The organism is Bacillus tianshenii (assembly GCA_020524525.2).
GTDB lineage: Bacteria > Bacillota > Bacilli > Bacillales > Bacillaceae_N > Bacillus_AV.
In genome coordinates, this window is sequence record CP129018.1 from 3,527,094 (window position 1) to 3,542,776 (window position 15,683).

7 protein-coding genes, 17 tRNA genes and 3 rRNA genes are annotated in these 15,683 nt (G+C 45.3%); 24 read left to right on the top strand and 3 right to left on the bottom strand.

The features are described 5' to 3' along the window. Positions 1-427 precede the first annotated feature (427 nt). Positions 428-1,600 carry a beta-aspartyl-peptidase gene (gene iadA, locus LC040_17825; GenBank protein WLR51045.1) on the bottom strand — a complete coding sequence of 391 codons (1,173 nt, stop codon included), beginning with the start codon at positions 1,598-1,600 and terminating at the stop codon, positions 428-430. A gap of 455 nt (positions 1,601-2,055) precedes the next feature. Between iadA and LC040_17830 the strand changes: the two genes are divergently transcribed. The 21 genes from LC040_17830 to LC040_17930 all read left to right on the top strand — a co-directional run bounded on the left by LC040_17830 (position 2,056) and on the right by LC040_17930 (position 10,623). Further along, positions 2,056-3,603 (top strand): 16S ribosomal RNA (locus tag LC040_17830). 86 nt (positions 3,604-3,689) lie between these two features. Then, a tRNA-Ile gene (locus LC040_17835) sits at positions 3,690-3,766 on the top strand. A 17-nt stretch (positions 3,767-3,783) separates the two neighbouring features. After that, positions 3,784-3,859 (top strand) — tRNA-Ala (locus tag LC040_17840). Positions 3,860-4,044: 185 nt separating this feature from the next. Further along, a 23S ribosomal RNA gene (locus tag LC040_17845) occupies positions 4,045-6,982 on the top strand. A 175-nt stretch (positions 6,983-7,157) separates the two neighbouring features. Next, positions 7,158-7,273 (top strand): 5S ribosomal RNA (gene rrf, locus LC040_17850). The 16S, 23S and 5S rRNA genes sit together here with 17 tRNA genes alongside, the layout of an rRNA operon. A 9-nt stretch (positions 7,274-7,282) precedes the next feature. Beyond that, a tRNA-Val gene (locus tag LC040_17855) sits at positions 7,283-7,358 on the top strand. A 3-nt stretch (positions 7,359-7,361) separates the two neighbouring features. Then, positions 7,362-7,437, top strand: a tRNA-Thr gene (locus LC040_17860). Between the two features lie 27 nt (positions 7,438-7,464). Next, positions 7,465-7,546, top strand: a tRNA-Leu gene (locus LC040_17865). Positions 7,547-7,576: 30 nt separating this feature from the next. Next, a tRNA-Gly gene (locus LC040_17870) sits at positions 7,577-7,651 on the top strand. Between the two features lie 6 nt (positions 7,652-7,657). Next, positions 7,658-7,734: transfer RNA gene (locus tag LC040_17875), tRNA-Arg, on the top strand. Between the two features lie 35 nt (positions 7,735-7,769). Continuing rightward, positions 7,770-7,846, top strand: a tRNA-Pro gene (locus LC040_17880). Positions 7,847-7,853: 7 nt separating this feature from the next. Next, positions 7,854-7,926 (top strand) — tRNA-Ala (locus tag LC040_17885). Between the two features lie 24 nt (positions 7,927-7,950). Continuing rightward, positions 7,951-8,027, top strand: a tRNA-Met gene (locus LC040_17890). Between the two features lie 9 nt (positions 8,028-8,036). After that, positions 8,037-8,129: transfer RNA gene (locus LC040_17895), tRNA-Ser, on the top strand. Positions 8,130-8,137: 8 nt separating this feature from the next. Beyond that, a tRNA-Phe gene (locus tag LC040_17900) sits at positions 8,138-8,213 on the top strand. 27 nt (positions 8,214-8,240) lie between these two features. Continuing rightward, positions 8,241-8,325: transfer RNA gene (locus tag LC040_17905), tRNA-Tyr, on the top strand. A 17-nt stretch (positions 8,326-8,342) separates the two neighbouring features. Next, a tRNA-Gly gene (locus tag LC040_17910) sits at positions 8,343-8,416 on the top strand. A gap of 49 nt (positions 8,417-8,465) precedes the next feature. Continuing rightward, positions 8,466-8,542 (top strand) — tRNA-Ile (locus LC040_17915). Between the two features lie 6 nt (positions 8,543-8,548). Continuing rightward, a tRNA-Asn gene (locus LC040_17920) sits at positions 8,549-8,623 on the top strand. 2 nt (positions 8,624-8,625) lie between these two features. Further along, positions 8,626-8,697: transfer RNA gene (locus tag LC040_17925), tRNA-Glu, on the top strand. Positions 8,698-8,886: 189 nt separating this feature from the next. Beyond that, entirely contained in the window at positions 8,887-10,623 is a 1,737-nt protein-coding gene (locus LC040_17930) for a methyl-accepting chemotaxis protein (GenBank protein ID WLR51046.1), read from the top strand. A 47-nt stretch (positions 10,624-10,670) separates the two neighbouring features. Here the strand turns inward: LC040_17930 and LC040_17935 are convergent, their stop codons facing one another. Next, a complete protein-coding gene (locus LC040_17935) occupies positions 10,671-11,576 on the bottom strand; it encodes a DMT family transporter (protein ID WLR51047.1) in 906 nt (301 codons plus the stop codon). Between the two features lie 163 nt (positions 11,577-11,739). Here LC040_17935 and LC040_17940 point away from each other — a divergent pair, with 163 nt between their 5' ends. The 3 genes from LC040_17940 to uvsE all read left to right on the top strand — a co-directional run bounded on the left by LC040_17940 (position 11,740) and on the right by uvsE (position 14,814). Further along, positions 11,740-13,200 carry a DEAD/DEAH box helicase gene (locus LC040_17940; protein WLR51048.1) on the top strand — a complete coding sequence of 487 codons (1,461 nt, stop codon included), beginning with the start codon at positions 11,740-11,742 and terminating at the stop codon, positions 13,198-13,200. 177 nt (positions 13,201-13,377) lie between these two features. Next, the gene (mscL, locus tag LC040_17945) at positions 13,378-13,806 is read left to right on the top strand and encodes a large conductance mechanosensitive channel protein MscL (GenBank protein WLR53332.1); all 429 of its coding nucleotides are present in this window, start codon (positions 13,378-13,380) and stop codon (positions 13,804-13,806) included. Between the two features lie 42 nt (positions 13,807-13,848). Then, on the top strand, positions 13,849-14,814 hold the full coding sequence (gene uvsE, locus LC040_17950) for a UV DNA damage repair endonuclease UvsE (protein ID WLR51049.1): 966 nt from the start codon (positions 13,849-13,851) through the stop codon (positions 14,812-14,814). Between the two features lie 53 nt (positions 14,815-14,867). On the opposite strand, the gene LC040_17955 is transcribed toward uvsE, so the two are convergent. Beyond that, a complete protein-coding gene (locus tag LC040_17955; protein ID WLR51050.1) occupies positions 14,868-15,590 on the bottom strand; it encodes a rhomboid family intramembrane serine protease in 723 nt (240 codons plus the stop codon). Between the last annotated feature and the right edge of the window lie 93 nt (positions 15,591-15,683).

The window sequence follows — 15,683 nt, forward strand, 5'->3', positions numbered from 1 at the left end:
TTTCTTGATGTTCTACTCGGTCTTGGAGTGAGCAGGTGTAGGCAATATAAAATAACAAAGGAACAATCATTATTGGTCCTATACGGAGAATCTTAAATAGTCTTTCTATTAATTCAGCTGAAAAGAAATCACCCATATAAAGAACTGCAATTCCTACTTGCCAAAGGGTGGTAGCCCCTAAAAACAATAAAATTGCAATAGATATTCTTGAATATGGAAAAAGGCGCCACATCCCAGCGGCTAAAATAATTGGCAAAAGCCCTATCATAACAAGTAATATTGCTACCAAGCCCATAAACTCACCCTTTACAAGTACTCCCACTTATTATAGTGGTTATACTATGAGTATGCATAGCTTTGTTTATTAATAATTATTTGCCTATTTTTCAAAGGTGAAAACCCCTCGCTTTTGACGGCTAGGGCTGCGTTAATCTTCGAATGTTCCCCGAATCACTGCTTTTCCCTCAGCGACCATTGTTTTGCCTAAAGCGATGACAGTATCAATCTCAAGTGATTCACGATCAAGTAGAACGAGATCAGCATCATTGCCCTTGATGATTTGACCTTTCGTCTTAAGCTTCAAAATTCGTGCTGGATTTGATGTAACAGCTTGTAATGCAGTAGCAATCGGAACACCTTCCTTTAAGACTGCTTCACGAAATGCTTCATATAATGAACGTACTTTTCCAATTTGCATACCGATAAGTTCACCATTTGAATCAAAATCTGGCAGGCTCGCTTGTCCATCTGATGTAAACGTTATTTGTTCAATTGGAACGCCTTCTTCAAGCATAATCCTTAATGCTTTGCTGCTTTTGACTTCGCCTTCCTCCAGAAACTTCGGTATTGTGCTTGTCGTAAAATCAACAAATCCTCCTTTTTTTGCAAAAGCAATGCCAGCCTCGAACAAATAAGGATTGCGATTGATATGCGTAGGGTGGAACTGCTTAATGGGGATGTCTGTTTCTTCTACGACCTTTTCAAGCAGAGAGAGGGTATCTTTACTGTCTCCAACATGAACATTCACAATACCAGCCTTGCCTGACAGCATTCCTCCGACTCGTGCTGCTGCGGCCATCTTCGCGAATTCTTCTAAAGTAGGCTGTGAGGAGCGGTGGTCTGAGATAGCAATTTCACCAACACCGATAATTTTATCAATTAGAATAAGGTCATCTTCGATTTTTCCTGTTACGGTGCGAATTGGTAGTTGATAAGATCCTGTGTGTACAAAACAACTAATACCTTCTTCTTCAAGGGCACGTGCTTTTGCAATTAAGTCAGGCATTGTACGAGTCGTTCCGTCAGTTCCGATTACTCCGACAAGCGTTGTTACCCCGCTTAATGTTGCATCTGTCAGCTTGATTTCGGGTGTTCGCGTTTTAAAGCCACCTTCTCCGCCGCCGCCAATAATATGAACGTGTGAATCAATTAGGCCTGGAACTAAAACCTTTCCAGCTCCGTCAATTATGTTTATTTCAAATTGTGTAGGAGGTTCAATTTTATCTTCAATTGCTGCAATCCGTTTGTCTGCAAGTAAAATATCTTTTTTGCCTAAGTAGTGTGGAGTATAGACTTCGGCATCTTTAATAAGAGTAAGCATTGGTGAAACTCCTTTCATTTAAAGCATATAATCCTTGCTTTATTGTAATTCAATATAAATATGACACTGATAATACCTTCTGATAGATCTGTTGTAAAGAACTGGCTCAAGTGAAAGGAATGAAGGTTATTCCTCTTAAACGATACTTGCTTTTTTTCTGTTAATAAGTAAGATAGTAAAGGCGGTCAATAAAACCTTAAGTAAGCCTTTGAAATATTTTTAATAAAAGCTATTGACTTCTTGCTTGGTTGTCCGTATAATTCTAAATTGTCGCCAACAAAAAAACGGTGGCAAATAAGAACGGCTTCAAAAAAATAAAAAAGTTGTTGACGTGATTAAGCAACTTTGTTATTATAAAGAGGTCGCTTTGAGACAGAATGTTCTTTGAAAACTGGACAAAATAAACATGCTTTACGAGCAAGTTTCAAATTTTTTTCGAACTTCCATTTGGAAGCTTATCGGAGAGTTTGATCCTGGCTCAGGACGAACGCTGGCGGCGTGCCTAATACATGCAAGTCGAGCGGATGAAGGGGAGCTTGCTCCCTGGATTCAGCGGCGGACGGGTGAGTAACACGTGGGCAACCTGCCTGTAAGACTGGGATAACTCCGGGAAACCGGGGCTAATACCGGATAATCAAGTGAACCGCATGGTTCGCTTGTAAAAGACGGTTTTGCTGTCACTTACAGATGGGCCCGCGGCGCATTAGTTAGTTGGTGGGGTAACGGCCTACCAAGACGACGATGCGTAGCCGACCTGAGAGGGTGATCGGCCACACTGGGACTGAGACACGGCCCAGACTCCTACGGGAGGCAGCAGTAGGGAATCATCCGCAATGGACGAAAGTCTGACGGTGCAACGCCGCGTGAACGATGAAGGCCTTCGGGTCGTAAAGTTCTGTTGTTAGGGAAGAAGAACAAGTGCCGGAGTAACTGCCGGCACCTTGACGGTACCTAACCAGAAAGCCACGGCTAACTACGTGCCAGCAGCCGCGGTAATACGTAGGTGGCAAGCGTTGTCCGGAATTATTGGGCGTAAAGCGCGCGCAGGCGGTTTCTTAAGTCTGATGTGAAAGCCCGTGGCTCAACCACGGAGGGTCATTGAAACTGGGGAACTTGAGTGCAGAAGAGGAGAGTGGAATTCCACGTGTAGCGGTGAAATGCGTAGATATGTGGAGGAACACCAGTGGCGAAGGCGACTCTCTGGTCTGTAACTGACGCTGAGGCGCGAAAGCGTGGGGAGCAAACAGGATTAGATACCCTGGTAGTCCACGCCGTAAACGATGAGTGCTAAGTGTTAGGGGGTTTCCGCCCCTTAGTGCTGAAGTTAACGCATTAAGCACTCCGCCTGGGGAGTACGACCGCAAGGTTGAAACTCAAAGGAATTGACGGGGGCCCGCACAAGCGGGTAGCATGTGGTTTAATTCGAAGCAACGCGAAGAACCTTACCAGGTCTTGACATCCTCTGACCACCCTGGAGACAGGGCTTCCCCTTCGGGGGCAGAGTGACAGGTGGTGCATGGTTGTCGTCAGCTCGTGTCGTGAGATGTTGGGTTAAGTCCCGCAACGAGCGCAACCCTTGTCCTTAGTTGCCAGCATTCAGTTGGGCACTCTAAGGAGACTGCCGGTGACAAACCGGAGGAAGGTGGGGATGACGTCAAATCATCATGCCCCTTATGACCTGGGCTACACACGTGCTACAATGGATGGTACAAAGGGAAGCAAGACCGCGAGGTGGAGCCAATCCCATAAAGCCATTCTCAGTTCGGATTGCAGGCTGCAACTCGCCTGCATGAAGCCGGAATCGCTAGTAATCGCGGATCAGCATGCCGCGGTGAATACGTTCCCGGGCCTTGTACACACCGCCCGTCACACCACGAGAGTTTGTAACACCCGAAGTCGGTGGGGTAACCTTTTGGAGCCAGCCGCCGAAGGTGGGACAAATGATTGGGGTGAAGTCGTAACAAGGTAGCCGTATCGGAAGGTGCGGCTGGATCACCTCCTTTCTAAGGATTTTATATGCACCAACGGTGCAAAAACGAGTAAGCATGCTTTATTTTGTCCAGTTTTGAATGAATATTCAACATTTTATGGGCCTGTAGCTCAGCTGGTTAGAGCGCACGCCTGATAAGCGTGAGGTCGGTGGTTCGAGTCCACTCAGGCCCACCATAAAATGATTATATCCCGGGGCCTTAGCTCAGCTGGGAGAGCGCCTGCCTTGCACGCAGGAGGTCAGCGGTTCGATCCCGCTAGGCTCCACCAATTGAACCTGCAAAGTTGAACTTCTGATGAAGGAAGTCGCATGTCGCGATTTATCCAGAAGTTGTTCAGTCTGCAAATTTGTTCCTTGAAAACTAGATAACCGAAACAGAAGTAAAGATTCCTTTTTAAATTAAACCGATTTAAAGGGTATGTGCAAATGCGTTTTATGTATGATGCTCATCAATGGTTAAGTTAGAAAGGGCGCACGGTGGATGCCTTGGCACTAGGAGCCGATGAAGGACGAGACTAACATCGATATGCTTCGGCGAGCTGTAAGTAAGCGTTGACCCGGAGATTTCCGAATGGGGAAACCCACTGTCCGTAATGGGGCAGTATCATCATCTGAATCCATAGGGTGATGAAGGCAGACCCGGGGAACTGAAACATCTAAGTACCCGGAGGAAGAGAAAGCAAACGCGATTTCCCGAGTAGCGGCGAGCGAAACGGAAACAGCCCAAACCAAGAGGCTTGCCTCTTGGGGTTGTAGGACGTTCCACATGGAGTTACAAAGGAACAGGATAAGTGAAGCGGCCTGGAAAGGCCGGCCACAGAAGGTAACAGCCCTGTAGCTGAAATCCTGTTCTCTCCGGAGCGGATCCTGAGTACGGCGGAACACGTGAAATTCCGTCGGAAGCAGGGAGGACCATCTCCCAAGGCTAAATACTCCCTAGTGACCGATAGTGAACCAGTACCGTGAGGGAAAGGTGAAAAGCACCCCTGACGGGGAGTGAAAAAGATCCTGAAACCGTGTGCCTACAAGTAGTCGGAGCCCATTAACGGGTGACGGCGTGCCTTTTTGTAGAATGAACCGGCGAGTTACGATCTCGTGCAAGGTTAAGTCGGAAAGACGGAGCCGCAGCGAAAGCGAGTCTGAACAGGGCGATATAGTACGTGGTCGTAGACCCGAAACCGAGTGATCTACCCATGTCCAGGGTGAAGTTCAGGTAACACTGAATGGAGGCCCGAACCCACGCACGTTGAAAAGTGCGGGGATGAGGTGTGGGTAGGGGTGAAATGCCAATCGAACTCGGAGATAGCTGGTTCTCCCCGAAATAGCTTTAGGGCTAGCCTCAAGGGAAGAGTCTTGGAGGTAGAGCACTGATTGGATGAGGGCCCCCAACGGGTTACCGAGTTCAGTCAAACTCCGAATGCCTCCGAATGCCATGACTTATCCTTGGGAGTCAGACTGCGAGTGATAAGGTCCGTAGTCGAGAGGGAAACAGCCCAGACCACCAGCTAAGGTCCCTAAGTATACGTTAAGTGGAAAAGGATGTGGAGTTGCCCAGACAACCAGGATGTTGGCTTAGAAGCAGCCACCATTTAAAGAGTGCGTAATAGCTCACTGGTCGAGTGACTCTGCGCCGAAAATATACCGGGGCTAAACGTATCACCGAAGCTGTGGATGTTCCGTTGGAACATGGTAGGGGAGCGTTCTAAGCGCTTTGAAGCCAGACCGTAAGGACTGGTGGAGTACTTAGAAGTGAGAATGCCGGTATGAGTAGCGAAAAGACAAGTGAGAATCTTGTCCATCGAAAGCCTAAGGTTTCCTGAGGAAGGCTCGTCCGCTCAGGGTTAGTCGGGACCTAAGCCGAGGCCGAAAGGCGTAGGCGATGGCCAACAGGTTGAAATTCCTGTACCACCTCCTCACCATTTGAGCAATGGGGGGACGCAGGAAGGTAGGGTGAGCACGCCACTGGATGTGCGTGTCCAAGCCGTTAGGCTGACAACGAGGCAAATCCCGTTGTCATAAGGCTGAGCGGTGATGGCGAGGGAAATTTTAGTACCGAAGTCCCTGATCCTACACTGCCAAGAAAAGCCTCTAGCGAGGTGAGAGGTGCCCGTACCGCAAACCGACACAGGTAGGCGAGGAGAGAATCCTAAGATGAGCGGGAAAACTCTGGTTAAGGAACTCGGCAAAATGACCCCGTAACTTCGGGAGAAGGGGTGCTCTTTGGGGTTTATAGCCCCGAAGAGCCGCAGTGAATAGGCCCAAGCGACTGTTTAGCAAAAACACAGGTCTCTGCGAAGCCGCAAGGCGAAGTATAGGGGCTGACACCTGCCCGGTGCTGGAAGGTTAAGAGGAGGGGTTATCCTCACGGAGAAGCTCTGAATCGAAGCCCCAGTAAACGGCGGCCGTAACTATAACGGTCCTAAGGTAGCGAAATTCCTTGTCGGGTAAGTTCCGACCCGCACGAAAGGTGCAACGACTTGGGCACTGTCTCAACCAGAGACCCGGTGAAATTATACTATGCGTGAAGATGCGCATTACCCGCGACAGGACGGAAAGACCCCGTGGAGCTTTACTGCAGCCTGATATTGAATTTTGGTACAGCTTGTACAGGATAGGCAGAAGCCTTGGAAGCGTGAGCGCCAGCTTACGTGGAGGCGCTGGTGGGATACTGCCCTTGCTGTATTGAAATTCTAACCCTGAGCCGTTATCCGGCTCGGAGACAGTGTCAGGTAGGCAGTTTGACTGGGGCGGTCGCCTCCCAAAAGGTAACGGAGGCGCCCAAAGGTTCCCTCAGAATGGTTGGAAATCATTCGCAGAGTGTAAAGGCACAAGGGAGCTTGACTGCGAGACCTACAAGTCGAGCAGGGACGAAAGTCGGGCTTAGTGATCCGGTGGTTCCGCATGGAAGGGCCATCGCTCAACGGATAAAAGCTCCCGGGGATAACAGGCTTATCTCCCCAAGAGTCCACATCGACGGGGAGGTTTGGCACCTCGATGTCGGCTCATCGCATCCTGGGGCTGTAGTCGGTCCCAAGGGTTGGGCTGTTCGCCCATTAAAGCGGTACGCGAGCTGGGTTCAGAACGTCGTGAGACAGTTCGGTCCCTATCCGTCGTGGGCGCAGGAAATTTGAGAGGAGCTGTCCTTAGTACGAGAGGACCGGGATGGACACACCGCTGGTGTACCAGTTGTTCCGCCAGGAGCATCGCTGGGTAGCTACGTGTGGACGGGATAAGTGCTGAAAGCATCTAAGCATGAAGCCCCCCTCAAGATGAGATTTCCCATAGCGTCAAGCTAGTAAGATCCCTCAGAGATGATGAGGTAGATAGGTTCGGGGTGGAAGCGTGGCGACACGTGCAGCTGACGAATACTAATCGATCGAGGACTTAACCAATTTAATTGGAAATGCAAGACAACCAGCGTGCATCATCACAAACGCACTGCACACTTCTGTTTCATGTGTTATCTAGTTTTGAAGGAATAAATATTTTCTTCAAACAAACTATTGCATTTCTTTGTGAAATGTGTATAATAATTCTTGTCCCTTAGAAAAGGAACAAGAAACATAGTCTGGTGGCAATAGCGAAGAGGTCACACCCGTTCCCATACCGAACACGGAAGTTAAGCTCTTCAGCGCCGATGGTAGTTGGGGTTCTTCCCCTGTGAGAGTAGGACGCCGCCAGGCGATATTTTTGGAGGATTAGCTCAGCTGGGAGAGCACCTGCCTTACAAGCAGGGGGTCGGCAGTTCGATCCTGTCATCCTCCACCATATGCCGGTCTAGCTCAATTGGTAGAGCAACTGACTTGTAATCAGTAGGTTGGGGGTTCAAGTCCTCTGGCCGGCACCAGGTTTTCTTAGAAAACTTTATATTTTTGCGGGTGTGGTGGAACTGGCAGACACGCTAGACTTAGGATCTAGTGCCTTACGGCGTGGGGGTTCGACTCCCTCCACCCGCATCATTTTACTTAAAAACATTCTTTAAAAATGCGGAAGTAGTTCAGTGGTAGAACACCACCTTGCCAAGGTGGGGGTCGCGGGTTCGAATCCCGTCTTCCGCTCCAACTTTTGCGCCCGTAGCTCAATTGGATAGAGCGTCTGACTACGGATCAGAAGGTTAGGGGTTCGACTCCTCTCGGGCGCGCCATTTTATTTGTTTGGTAAGTTTCTATTACATAAAAACGGGAAGTAGCTCAGCTTGGTAGAGCACATGGTTTGGGACCATGGGGTCGCAGGTTCGAATCCTGTCTTCCCGACCATTTATTTGGGGCCTTAGCTCAGCTGGGAGAGCGCCTGCCTTGCACGCAGGAGGTCAGCGGTTCGATCCCGCTAGGCTCCACTTGAAATACATTTATTATATTATGGCGGTGTAGCTCAGCTGGCTAGAGCGTACGGTTCATACCCGTGAGGTCGGGGGTTCGATCCCCTCCGCCGCTACCATATATATACGGAGGAATACCCAAGTCCGGCTGAAGGGATCGGTCTTGAAAACCGACAGGGGCTTTACGGCCCGCGGGGGTTCGAATCCCTCTTCCTCCGCCATATATTTTGGCTCGATAGCTCAGTCGGTAGAGCAGAGGACTGAAAATCCTCGTGTCGGCGGTTCGATTCCGTCTCGAGCCACCATAATTTTATAAAGTTCTCTCTTTATATGGAGGGGTAGCGAAGTGGCTAAACGCGGCGGACTGTAAATCCGCTCCCTCAGGGTTCGGCGGTTCGAATCCGTCCCCCTCCACCATGTAAACTATTAGAAGTGCGGGTGTAGTTTAGTGGTAAAACCTCAGCCTTCCAAGCTGATGTCGTGGGTTCGATTCCCATCACCCGCTCCATTTATATACATATGTGATTGCCCCATAGATTATGCAAGCGCCTAACTATGGGCCTGTAGCTCAGCTGGTTAGAGCGCACGCCTGATAAGCGTGAGGTCGGTGGTTCGAGTCCACTCAGGCCCACCATAATATTCCACAGTAGCTCAGTGGTAGAGCTATCGGCTGTTAACCGATCGGTCGTAGGTTCGAATCCTACCTGTGGAGCCAACGGCCCGTTGGTCAAGTGGTTAAGACACCGCCCTTTCACGGCGGTAACACGGGTTCGAATCCCGTACGGGTCATACTAAAAAATAGAGTGTATGCTAAAAAGCATGCACTCTATTTTTTTATTCTATAAACAAGTTAGAAAATTTTGAAATTATGGCAAATATCTAGTATTATTTTATTAATATAGGTAAGTTAAATGACCTAGTGGAAGATGAAAGGAAGGAAAAGTAGGGTTTGGTCTTAATGGGATGGGGGGTTGGTTTATGAAGTATCACATTCGTACAAAATTAATTATTGTTTCCATGCTTCTGTTAGCAGTTCCGAGTTTGGTGATTGGGAACATTGCTTATACAAGTTCTAAGCAGAGTCTTGATGATTTAGGCGCTGTTGGCTTGCAGAACGACGTTAGAATGGCTATGAAGTTAATTGATTCATTAGATTCTCAGGTTGAGAGTGGGGATTTGTCCCTTGATGAAGCTAAGGAAATGGTGAAGCAGCAAATATTAGGGAATAAAAAGGATGATGGAAAGCGAGAAATTGATAAAAGTATCGACATTGGTGAAAACGGTTACTTTTTTGTGATGAGTAAGGACGGGAAGTTGTTAGCGCATCCTAGTTTGGAGGGTGAAAATATTTGGGAGACGGAAGACCCGAACGGGGTAAAGGTCGGTCAAGTTGTGGCTGATGCGGCATTAAATGGAGATGGGTTCATTTATTATGAATGGCCTCTTCCGAATGACGATTCTAAGGTGGCGCCTAAGGTTACTTATGCTGAATATAATGAGAATTGGGATTGGATTGTCGCAGCAGGGACATATATGATGGATTTTAACAAGCAGGCAAATAAAATTCTTTACGCACTGCTCATTACCTTAGGAGTAGCATTGATTGTTGGCGTTATTATCATTATTCTATTCTCTCAACATATTTCAAAACCAATATATAGAATCGCAAAACAAGTTCACCGTGTCGCAGATGGCGATCTTACTGGAGAGCCGCTCATTGTGAAGAATCGGGATGAGGTTGGCTTGCTGGCAACTGATGTTAATAAAATGACGACAAATTTAAAAGAAATGATTAGCTATGTATCGAAAGTTTCCAATACAGTTGCTGATGAATCTTCAGAGTTGATGGCAAACACGGACCAAACAAGAAAAGCAAGTGAGCAGATTAGCGTTGCGATGGATGAGGTAGCAAGTGGGGCGGATAAGCAATTAACAAACATGCACGAGGCGAAGGAAGATGTATCTGAAATGGCTGTGCATGTTGAAGAAATTACCGAGAAGATAAGTGATGCAAGTAAGTCTACTCAATTTGCCTCTTCAACTGCTAAGAATGGAAACGAGGTCATTCACACTGCTATTAATCAAATCAACTTAATTAACACACATACAAAAGAAGCAGCAGAAATGTTAGAGTTGCTCACTGAAAAATCAAATGAAATCGAATCGATTATTACGATGATTACTGCTATTGCCGATCAAACAAACCTCCTAGCTTTAAATGCATCAATTGAAGCTGCTAGGGCAGGGGAACATGGGAAAGGATTTGCTGTGGTGGCAGATGAAGTGAGAAAGCTTGCTGAGCAGTCAGGAAATGCTGCTTCACAAATTGGTCAATTGATTGCTGTTGTACAAGAGGAAATTGGAAATGCTAATAAAGTAATGGGTGAAGGGCGAAGCGCTGTGAAAGAAGGCACGGACCTCGTTGAACAGGCTGGAGGTTCTTTCGTCGACATTACGAAAGCTGTTGATGAAGTAACAGGACAAATGAAGTCACTTTCAACTTATATCTATCAAGTACGAGAAGGTGCAAATGGTTTGGTTGACAAAATCCAGGTCGTAGGCGAAATCTCTGAATCATCAGCAAACCATACTCAGCACGTGGCTGCGGTTACTGAAGAGCAAAATGCGGCGATTGAAGAAGTATCTTCTTTGGCTGCCATGCTTGCTGATATCGCTGATGAATTAAACCATACCGTTAAAAAGTTTAAATTTTAAAAATATTTGTTTCCCGTGAAACAAACGTTAAACTAGAAAAGAGCCCATTATAGTGAGCGGGCTCTTTTTGCTGGCGATGAAACTGATGGCTGTCTGTTGAATAGTAGAAAAAGAAACATGCCTAATAGGACGAGAAAACCTCCGATCCATTGGGTCCATACTAACCTCTCACCAAAGATATAATAGGCAAGGATAGAAGCACCTACAGGTTCGAACAGAATGCTCATAGAAATAACCGACGTACTTAACCAACGAAGTGTCCAATTAAATAATGTATGTCCGAGTAATGTAGGAACTATTGCTAATAACAAAAAGTAGGACCAAGTTTTCAGAGGGTATGAAAAAAATGCATAACCGTTATACACACTATAAAGGATTAGTGTAAATGAGCTGAAACTATACACAAGAAAGGTATACGTCATAAGCGACAGGCGCTTTCGAATATTTTGTCCAATTAAGAAGTAGGCAGTTACCATTACTGCCCCGCCTAAGGCTAGAATATCACCAAACAAGGCAGCTCCACTTAATCGAAAATCGCCCCAGCTGATGAGAATACTTCCTCCGATTGCTAAACAGCCACTTAAAATTGCACTTAACCGTAGGCGTTCCTGGAAGAAAAGGAAAGTACCTGCAAATGCAAAAATTGGTTGAAGCGTAACAAGAACAACAGAACTAGCTACAGATGTATAGTTTAAAGACTCAAACCAAAGGATAAAATGAAAAGAGAGGAATACACCAGCTAGAGCAGAATAGAGCCAATCTTTCTTATTGATGTTGCTAAGTTCATGGTGATATTTTAAAATGATCACCGGGAGCATCAGAATGACTGTGAACAGTAACCGATAAGCTGCGGTAATTGCGGCCGGAGCAGAAGCTAGCTTCACAATAATCGCAGATGTTGAGACAGCCAGCACGCCGATTAGTAGTGCAAAATAAGGGTTTATCTTTGGCATTTAAGATCAATTCCTTATCGTAGTATTGTTTGGGATATTTAATCACACCTCTGTTAAATTGTAAATCAAGAAACTTTAATTGCGGTTGTGACAGTCCTGTGCTACAATGAAATCTAATGCCAAAAAACATGAGATTAATGTTTTCTAAAGGAGTATGAATAAATTGGGGAAATTTTCTGATTTAGCAATTAGTCAAACGACACTTAAGTCGATTCATAATATGGGATTTGAGGAAACAACATCTATTCAAGAAGAAGCAATTCCATTGTGTCTTCAAGGAATGGACGTTATTGGACAAGCTCAAACTGGAACGGGCAAAACAGCAGCGTTCGGAATTCCGTTAGTGGATAAAATTGATCGTGATGGTGGATTACAAGGTATTATTGTTGCACCAACTCGTGAGTTAGCAATTCAAGTTGGAGAAGAGTTAAATAAGATTGGCCGTAGCAAAGGTCTTCAAACTCTTCCTGTCTATGGTGGACAAGATATCCGCCAGCAAATTCGTTCATTGAAGAAGCGCCCGCAAATCATTGCAGGTACACCTGGACGTCTTCTGGATCATATCCGTCGTAAAACAATCCGCTTAGACCAAATTAAAATGGCTGTCTTAGATGAAGCTGACGAAATGTTAAACATGGGCTTTATTGAAGATATTGAGGCTATTCTAAAGGAAATGCCTGTCGAGCGTCAAACAATGCTATTCTCAGCAACGATGCCTGGACCAATTCAACGTATCGCTGAAACATTCATGAACGACCCGAAAGTCGTGAGAGTGAAAGCGAAAGAAATGACAGTTCCAAGTATCGAGCAACTTTACATGAAAGTAAAAGAAAAGGATAAATTCGATGCGTTAACACGCTTAATTGATATCCATGCACCTGAATTAGCAATTGTATTTGGTCGTACAAAGCGTCGTGTTGATGAATTATCTGACGGCTTAAAGCTTCGCGGTTATTCAGCAGAAGGTATTCATGGCGACTTAACGCAATCAAAGCGTATGAACGTGCTTCGCCGTTTCAAAAATGGTCAAATCGATGTTCTTGTTGCAACAGATGTAGCAGCACGTGGTTTGGATATTTCCGGTGTAACACATGTATACAACTTCGACTTACCGCAAGACCCTGAAAGCTATGTTCACCGTATTGGACGTACAGGACGCGCAGGTAAAACAGGAATGGCAATCTCTTTCGTAGAGCCAAGAGAAATGGAGCATCTGCATAATATTGAGCAGAAGACAAAGCGTAAGATGACTCCACAAACAATGCCGTCTTTCTCAGATGCGCTTATCGGTCAGCAACGCATGGTTGTAGACCAGCTAGTAGAGGCGATTCAAAACGAAGATTTAACTCGTTACGAAGATGCCGTTCAAGAGCTTACAAACTCTTATGATGTAAATGAAGTACTTGCTGCAGCAATTAAAGTACTGATTAAAGAGCCTGACACAACGCCTGTAAAGTTAACTTCTGAAGGTCCACTTCCAACGAAGAAACACCGTGGCCCTCGTGGAGGAAAAGGCGGAAAAGGCGGAAACAACAAACGCCGTTTCCAAGGCAACCGCTCTGACCGAAAAGGAAGAGGCGGAAATAATCGAAACGACAAAAGAAGACGTCGTCCATCAAATTAATTGATGATAAAATGCCGGGTATAGGACTATCCGGTATTTTTTTATGCAAAAAATCCGATATGCATGACCGTCCACATTTCAACTATACATAATGGTAAGTGGAGTTTTTGTGGAGGTGTGCGTGTGAAGCTACTTAAAGAATTTAAGGAATTTGCTGTACGAGGCAGTGTTGTGGATATGGGTATTGGCGTGATTATCGGTACTGCTTTCGGAAAGATTGTTGATTCGCTTGTTTCAGACATCTTAATGCCTCCGCTTGGTTTATTTCTTGGAAAGGTGAACTTTTCCGAGCTTTTTCTAACTCTTTCGGGTGGGACGTACCATTCATTAGAGGAAGCGAAAGAGGCGGGAGCGTTAACGATTAATTATGGGGTTTTCATTGATTCGGTTATCCACTTTGCGATTATTTCGTTCGTTACATTTATGGTCATAAAACAAATGAATCGCATTCGAAAGGTGCCTGTTTCTCTTGTAGTGAAGGAATGTCCATATTGCTATTCAACCATTCCTACAAAGGCGGTGCGGTGCCCAAATTGTACAACAATCATAAATAAGCAGCTGATGAAGGAAAAGGAGAAATTGAAAGTGACAATTAAAGCAGGTTAATTGGGCATACTAAGTGAAAGTCAGAGAGAAAGGTTGATTTTCATGACGGTTGTCCGTCTCGGTTATGTAGCAATGAGTGTTCATTTGCAAAACTGTTCACCATCTCAAACGATGACTCATGCTCAATTTCAAAAGATAGCAGATAAGGAAGCGGCGGTTCGAAAGCTTGAGCGGATTGCCAAGTCAAATCTTCATAATTGTCTCCGTCTCCTAAAGCACAATGCAGCCCACGATATTTCTTTTTTTCGACTTAGCTCTCGGCTGATTCCACTTGCGAACCATGAGGACTTAAAAGGCTGGCAGTACTTAAAGCCATTAAAAGAGGAGTTAAACGAAATTCGTAACTTTCTACAGCGTCATCCGATGCGAATTGATTTTCATCCCGACCATTTCGTTCTATTTACTTCAAAGAAGCTTGAGATTTTAAATCAATCTATTAAAACTTTGCTTATGCATAGAGGTTTGTTGCAAGGAATGGGGATCGACCCAAGGCACCGCTGTGTTCTTCATGTTGGCGGTGCATATAACGACAGGGAAAAAGCACTTGAGCAGTTTATTTATAATTGGGGTCATGTACCGCAGAAGCTGCAGCAAATGGTTATGCTTGAAAATGATGATACAGCATTTACGATGACAGATACTTTATATCTGTGTGAAAAGCTCGAAATTCCGCTTGTATTTGATTATCACCATCATTTGGCTCATTATGACGACCCATCCTGGCAGAGTCATTGGGAACGTGCTGTTCAAACGTGGGAACGTTCTCCACTTCCGATTAAAATTCATATTTCAAGCCCGAGAAATGAACGTGAATACCGGGCGCATGCTGATTATGTTGATCCGAAAATGTTTTTGGATTTTTTGCAGGGTGTTAAGGGGAGTGTGTCAGAGATTGACTGTATGATTGAGGCGAAGAAAAAGGATGACGCTTTATTTCGCTTGATGGAGGAGTTGCGAGCTGAGCCATCTGTGGAAATCATTGACGGCGCGAGTTTTCGAATAAAGTAAAGCGGTTGCCATGAATGGCAGCCGCTTTGTGCGAAAAAGGGCGGAGTTATACGCTATAAAAACTTACTGATGAAGCCGATTAGCGCAAGGACAATTAAGACGACCCAAAAGATATTGCGGCTGTTTCCCTGTCGTTTCTTCCAGCGGTTTGGGTTGAAGGTGATTTCATAATCATTAAATGATTGCTGTTTTCTTGGGCGACCGAGAAACAATGGAGAGAGCAATGCGCCACTAATAAAACCAAATATGTGGCCGACCATATTAATGTTCGGTCTAGCAAAGGTCATTACTAACCCAATAACAAGAATGGCGATAATAATTTGTGAATTCGCCGAATCGATTAGGTCTTTACGATAACGAACCATATAAAGGTAAATACCAAACAAACCAAACAGCGCTCCCGAAGCACCTAAATGATACAGGTACGGCGGAGAAAGAAAGAAGGTTGCAATGTTTGCTGCGATTCCTGTTGCTAAATAAGCAGTGATAAACTTGTATTTTCCGAGAATATGTTCTAACGCTGGACCAAATAAAACAAATGAAAAAGAGTTAAATAGTACATGTGTAAAGCTCCCGTGTAGAAAGATTGGTGTAACTAACCTCCAAAGTTCCCCTTGTGCAACTGCAGCATTTGAACCGATATACTGCTGCAGAACATAACCGCCCCCAGGAAAAAAGGTTGTATAAATCCATAGAAAAAGGTTCAAGCCTGTAATCAATGACACAACAGGGTATAATCGAAGAAAAGAGCGAAAGTCTTCTGTGCGAACAAACATGATTTAATCTCCTTTTATAAAATAAAATGATTTCGTGATAAACAGTGTACCCAAAGCAAATCAATTATTAAACAGTTAAGTTAGGTGGAATGA

Bases quoted from the DNA above. Each gene is read 5' to 3' on its own strand.
- mscL (WLR53332.1), top strand. From the start codon at position 13,378: ATGGGTATTGGCGTGATTATCGGTACTGCTTTCGGAAAGATTGTTGAT.
- iadA (WLR51045.1), bottom strand. From the start codon at position 1,600: ATGCTTACTCTTATTAAAGATGCCGAAGTCTATACTCCACACTACTTA.
- uvsE (WLR51049.1), top strand. From the start codon at position 13,849: ATGACGGTTGTCCGTCTCGGTTATGTAGCAATGAGTGTTCATTTGCAA.
- LC040_17930 (WLR51046.1), top strand. From the start codon at position 8,887: ATGAAGTATCACATTCGTACAAAATTAATTATTGTTTCCATGCTTCTG.
- LC040_17955 (WLR51050.1), bottom strand. From the start codon at position 15,590: ATGTTTGTTCGCACAGAAGACTTTCGCTCTTTTCTTCGATTATACCCT.
- LC040_17935 (WLR51047.1), bottom strand. From the start codon at position 11,576: ATGCCAAAGATAAACCCTTATTTTGCACTACTAATCGGCGTGCTGGCT.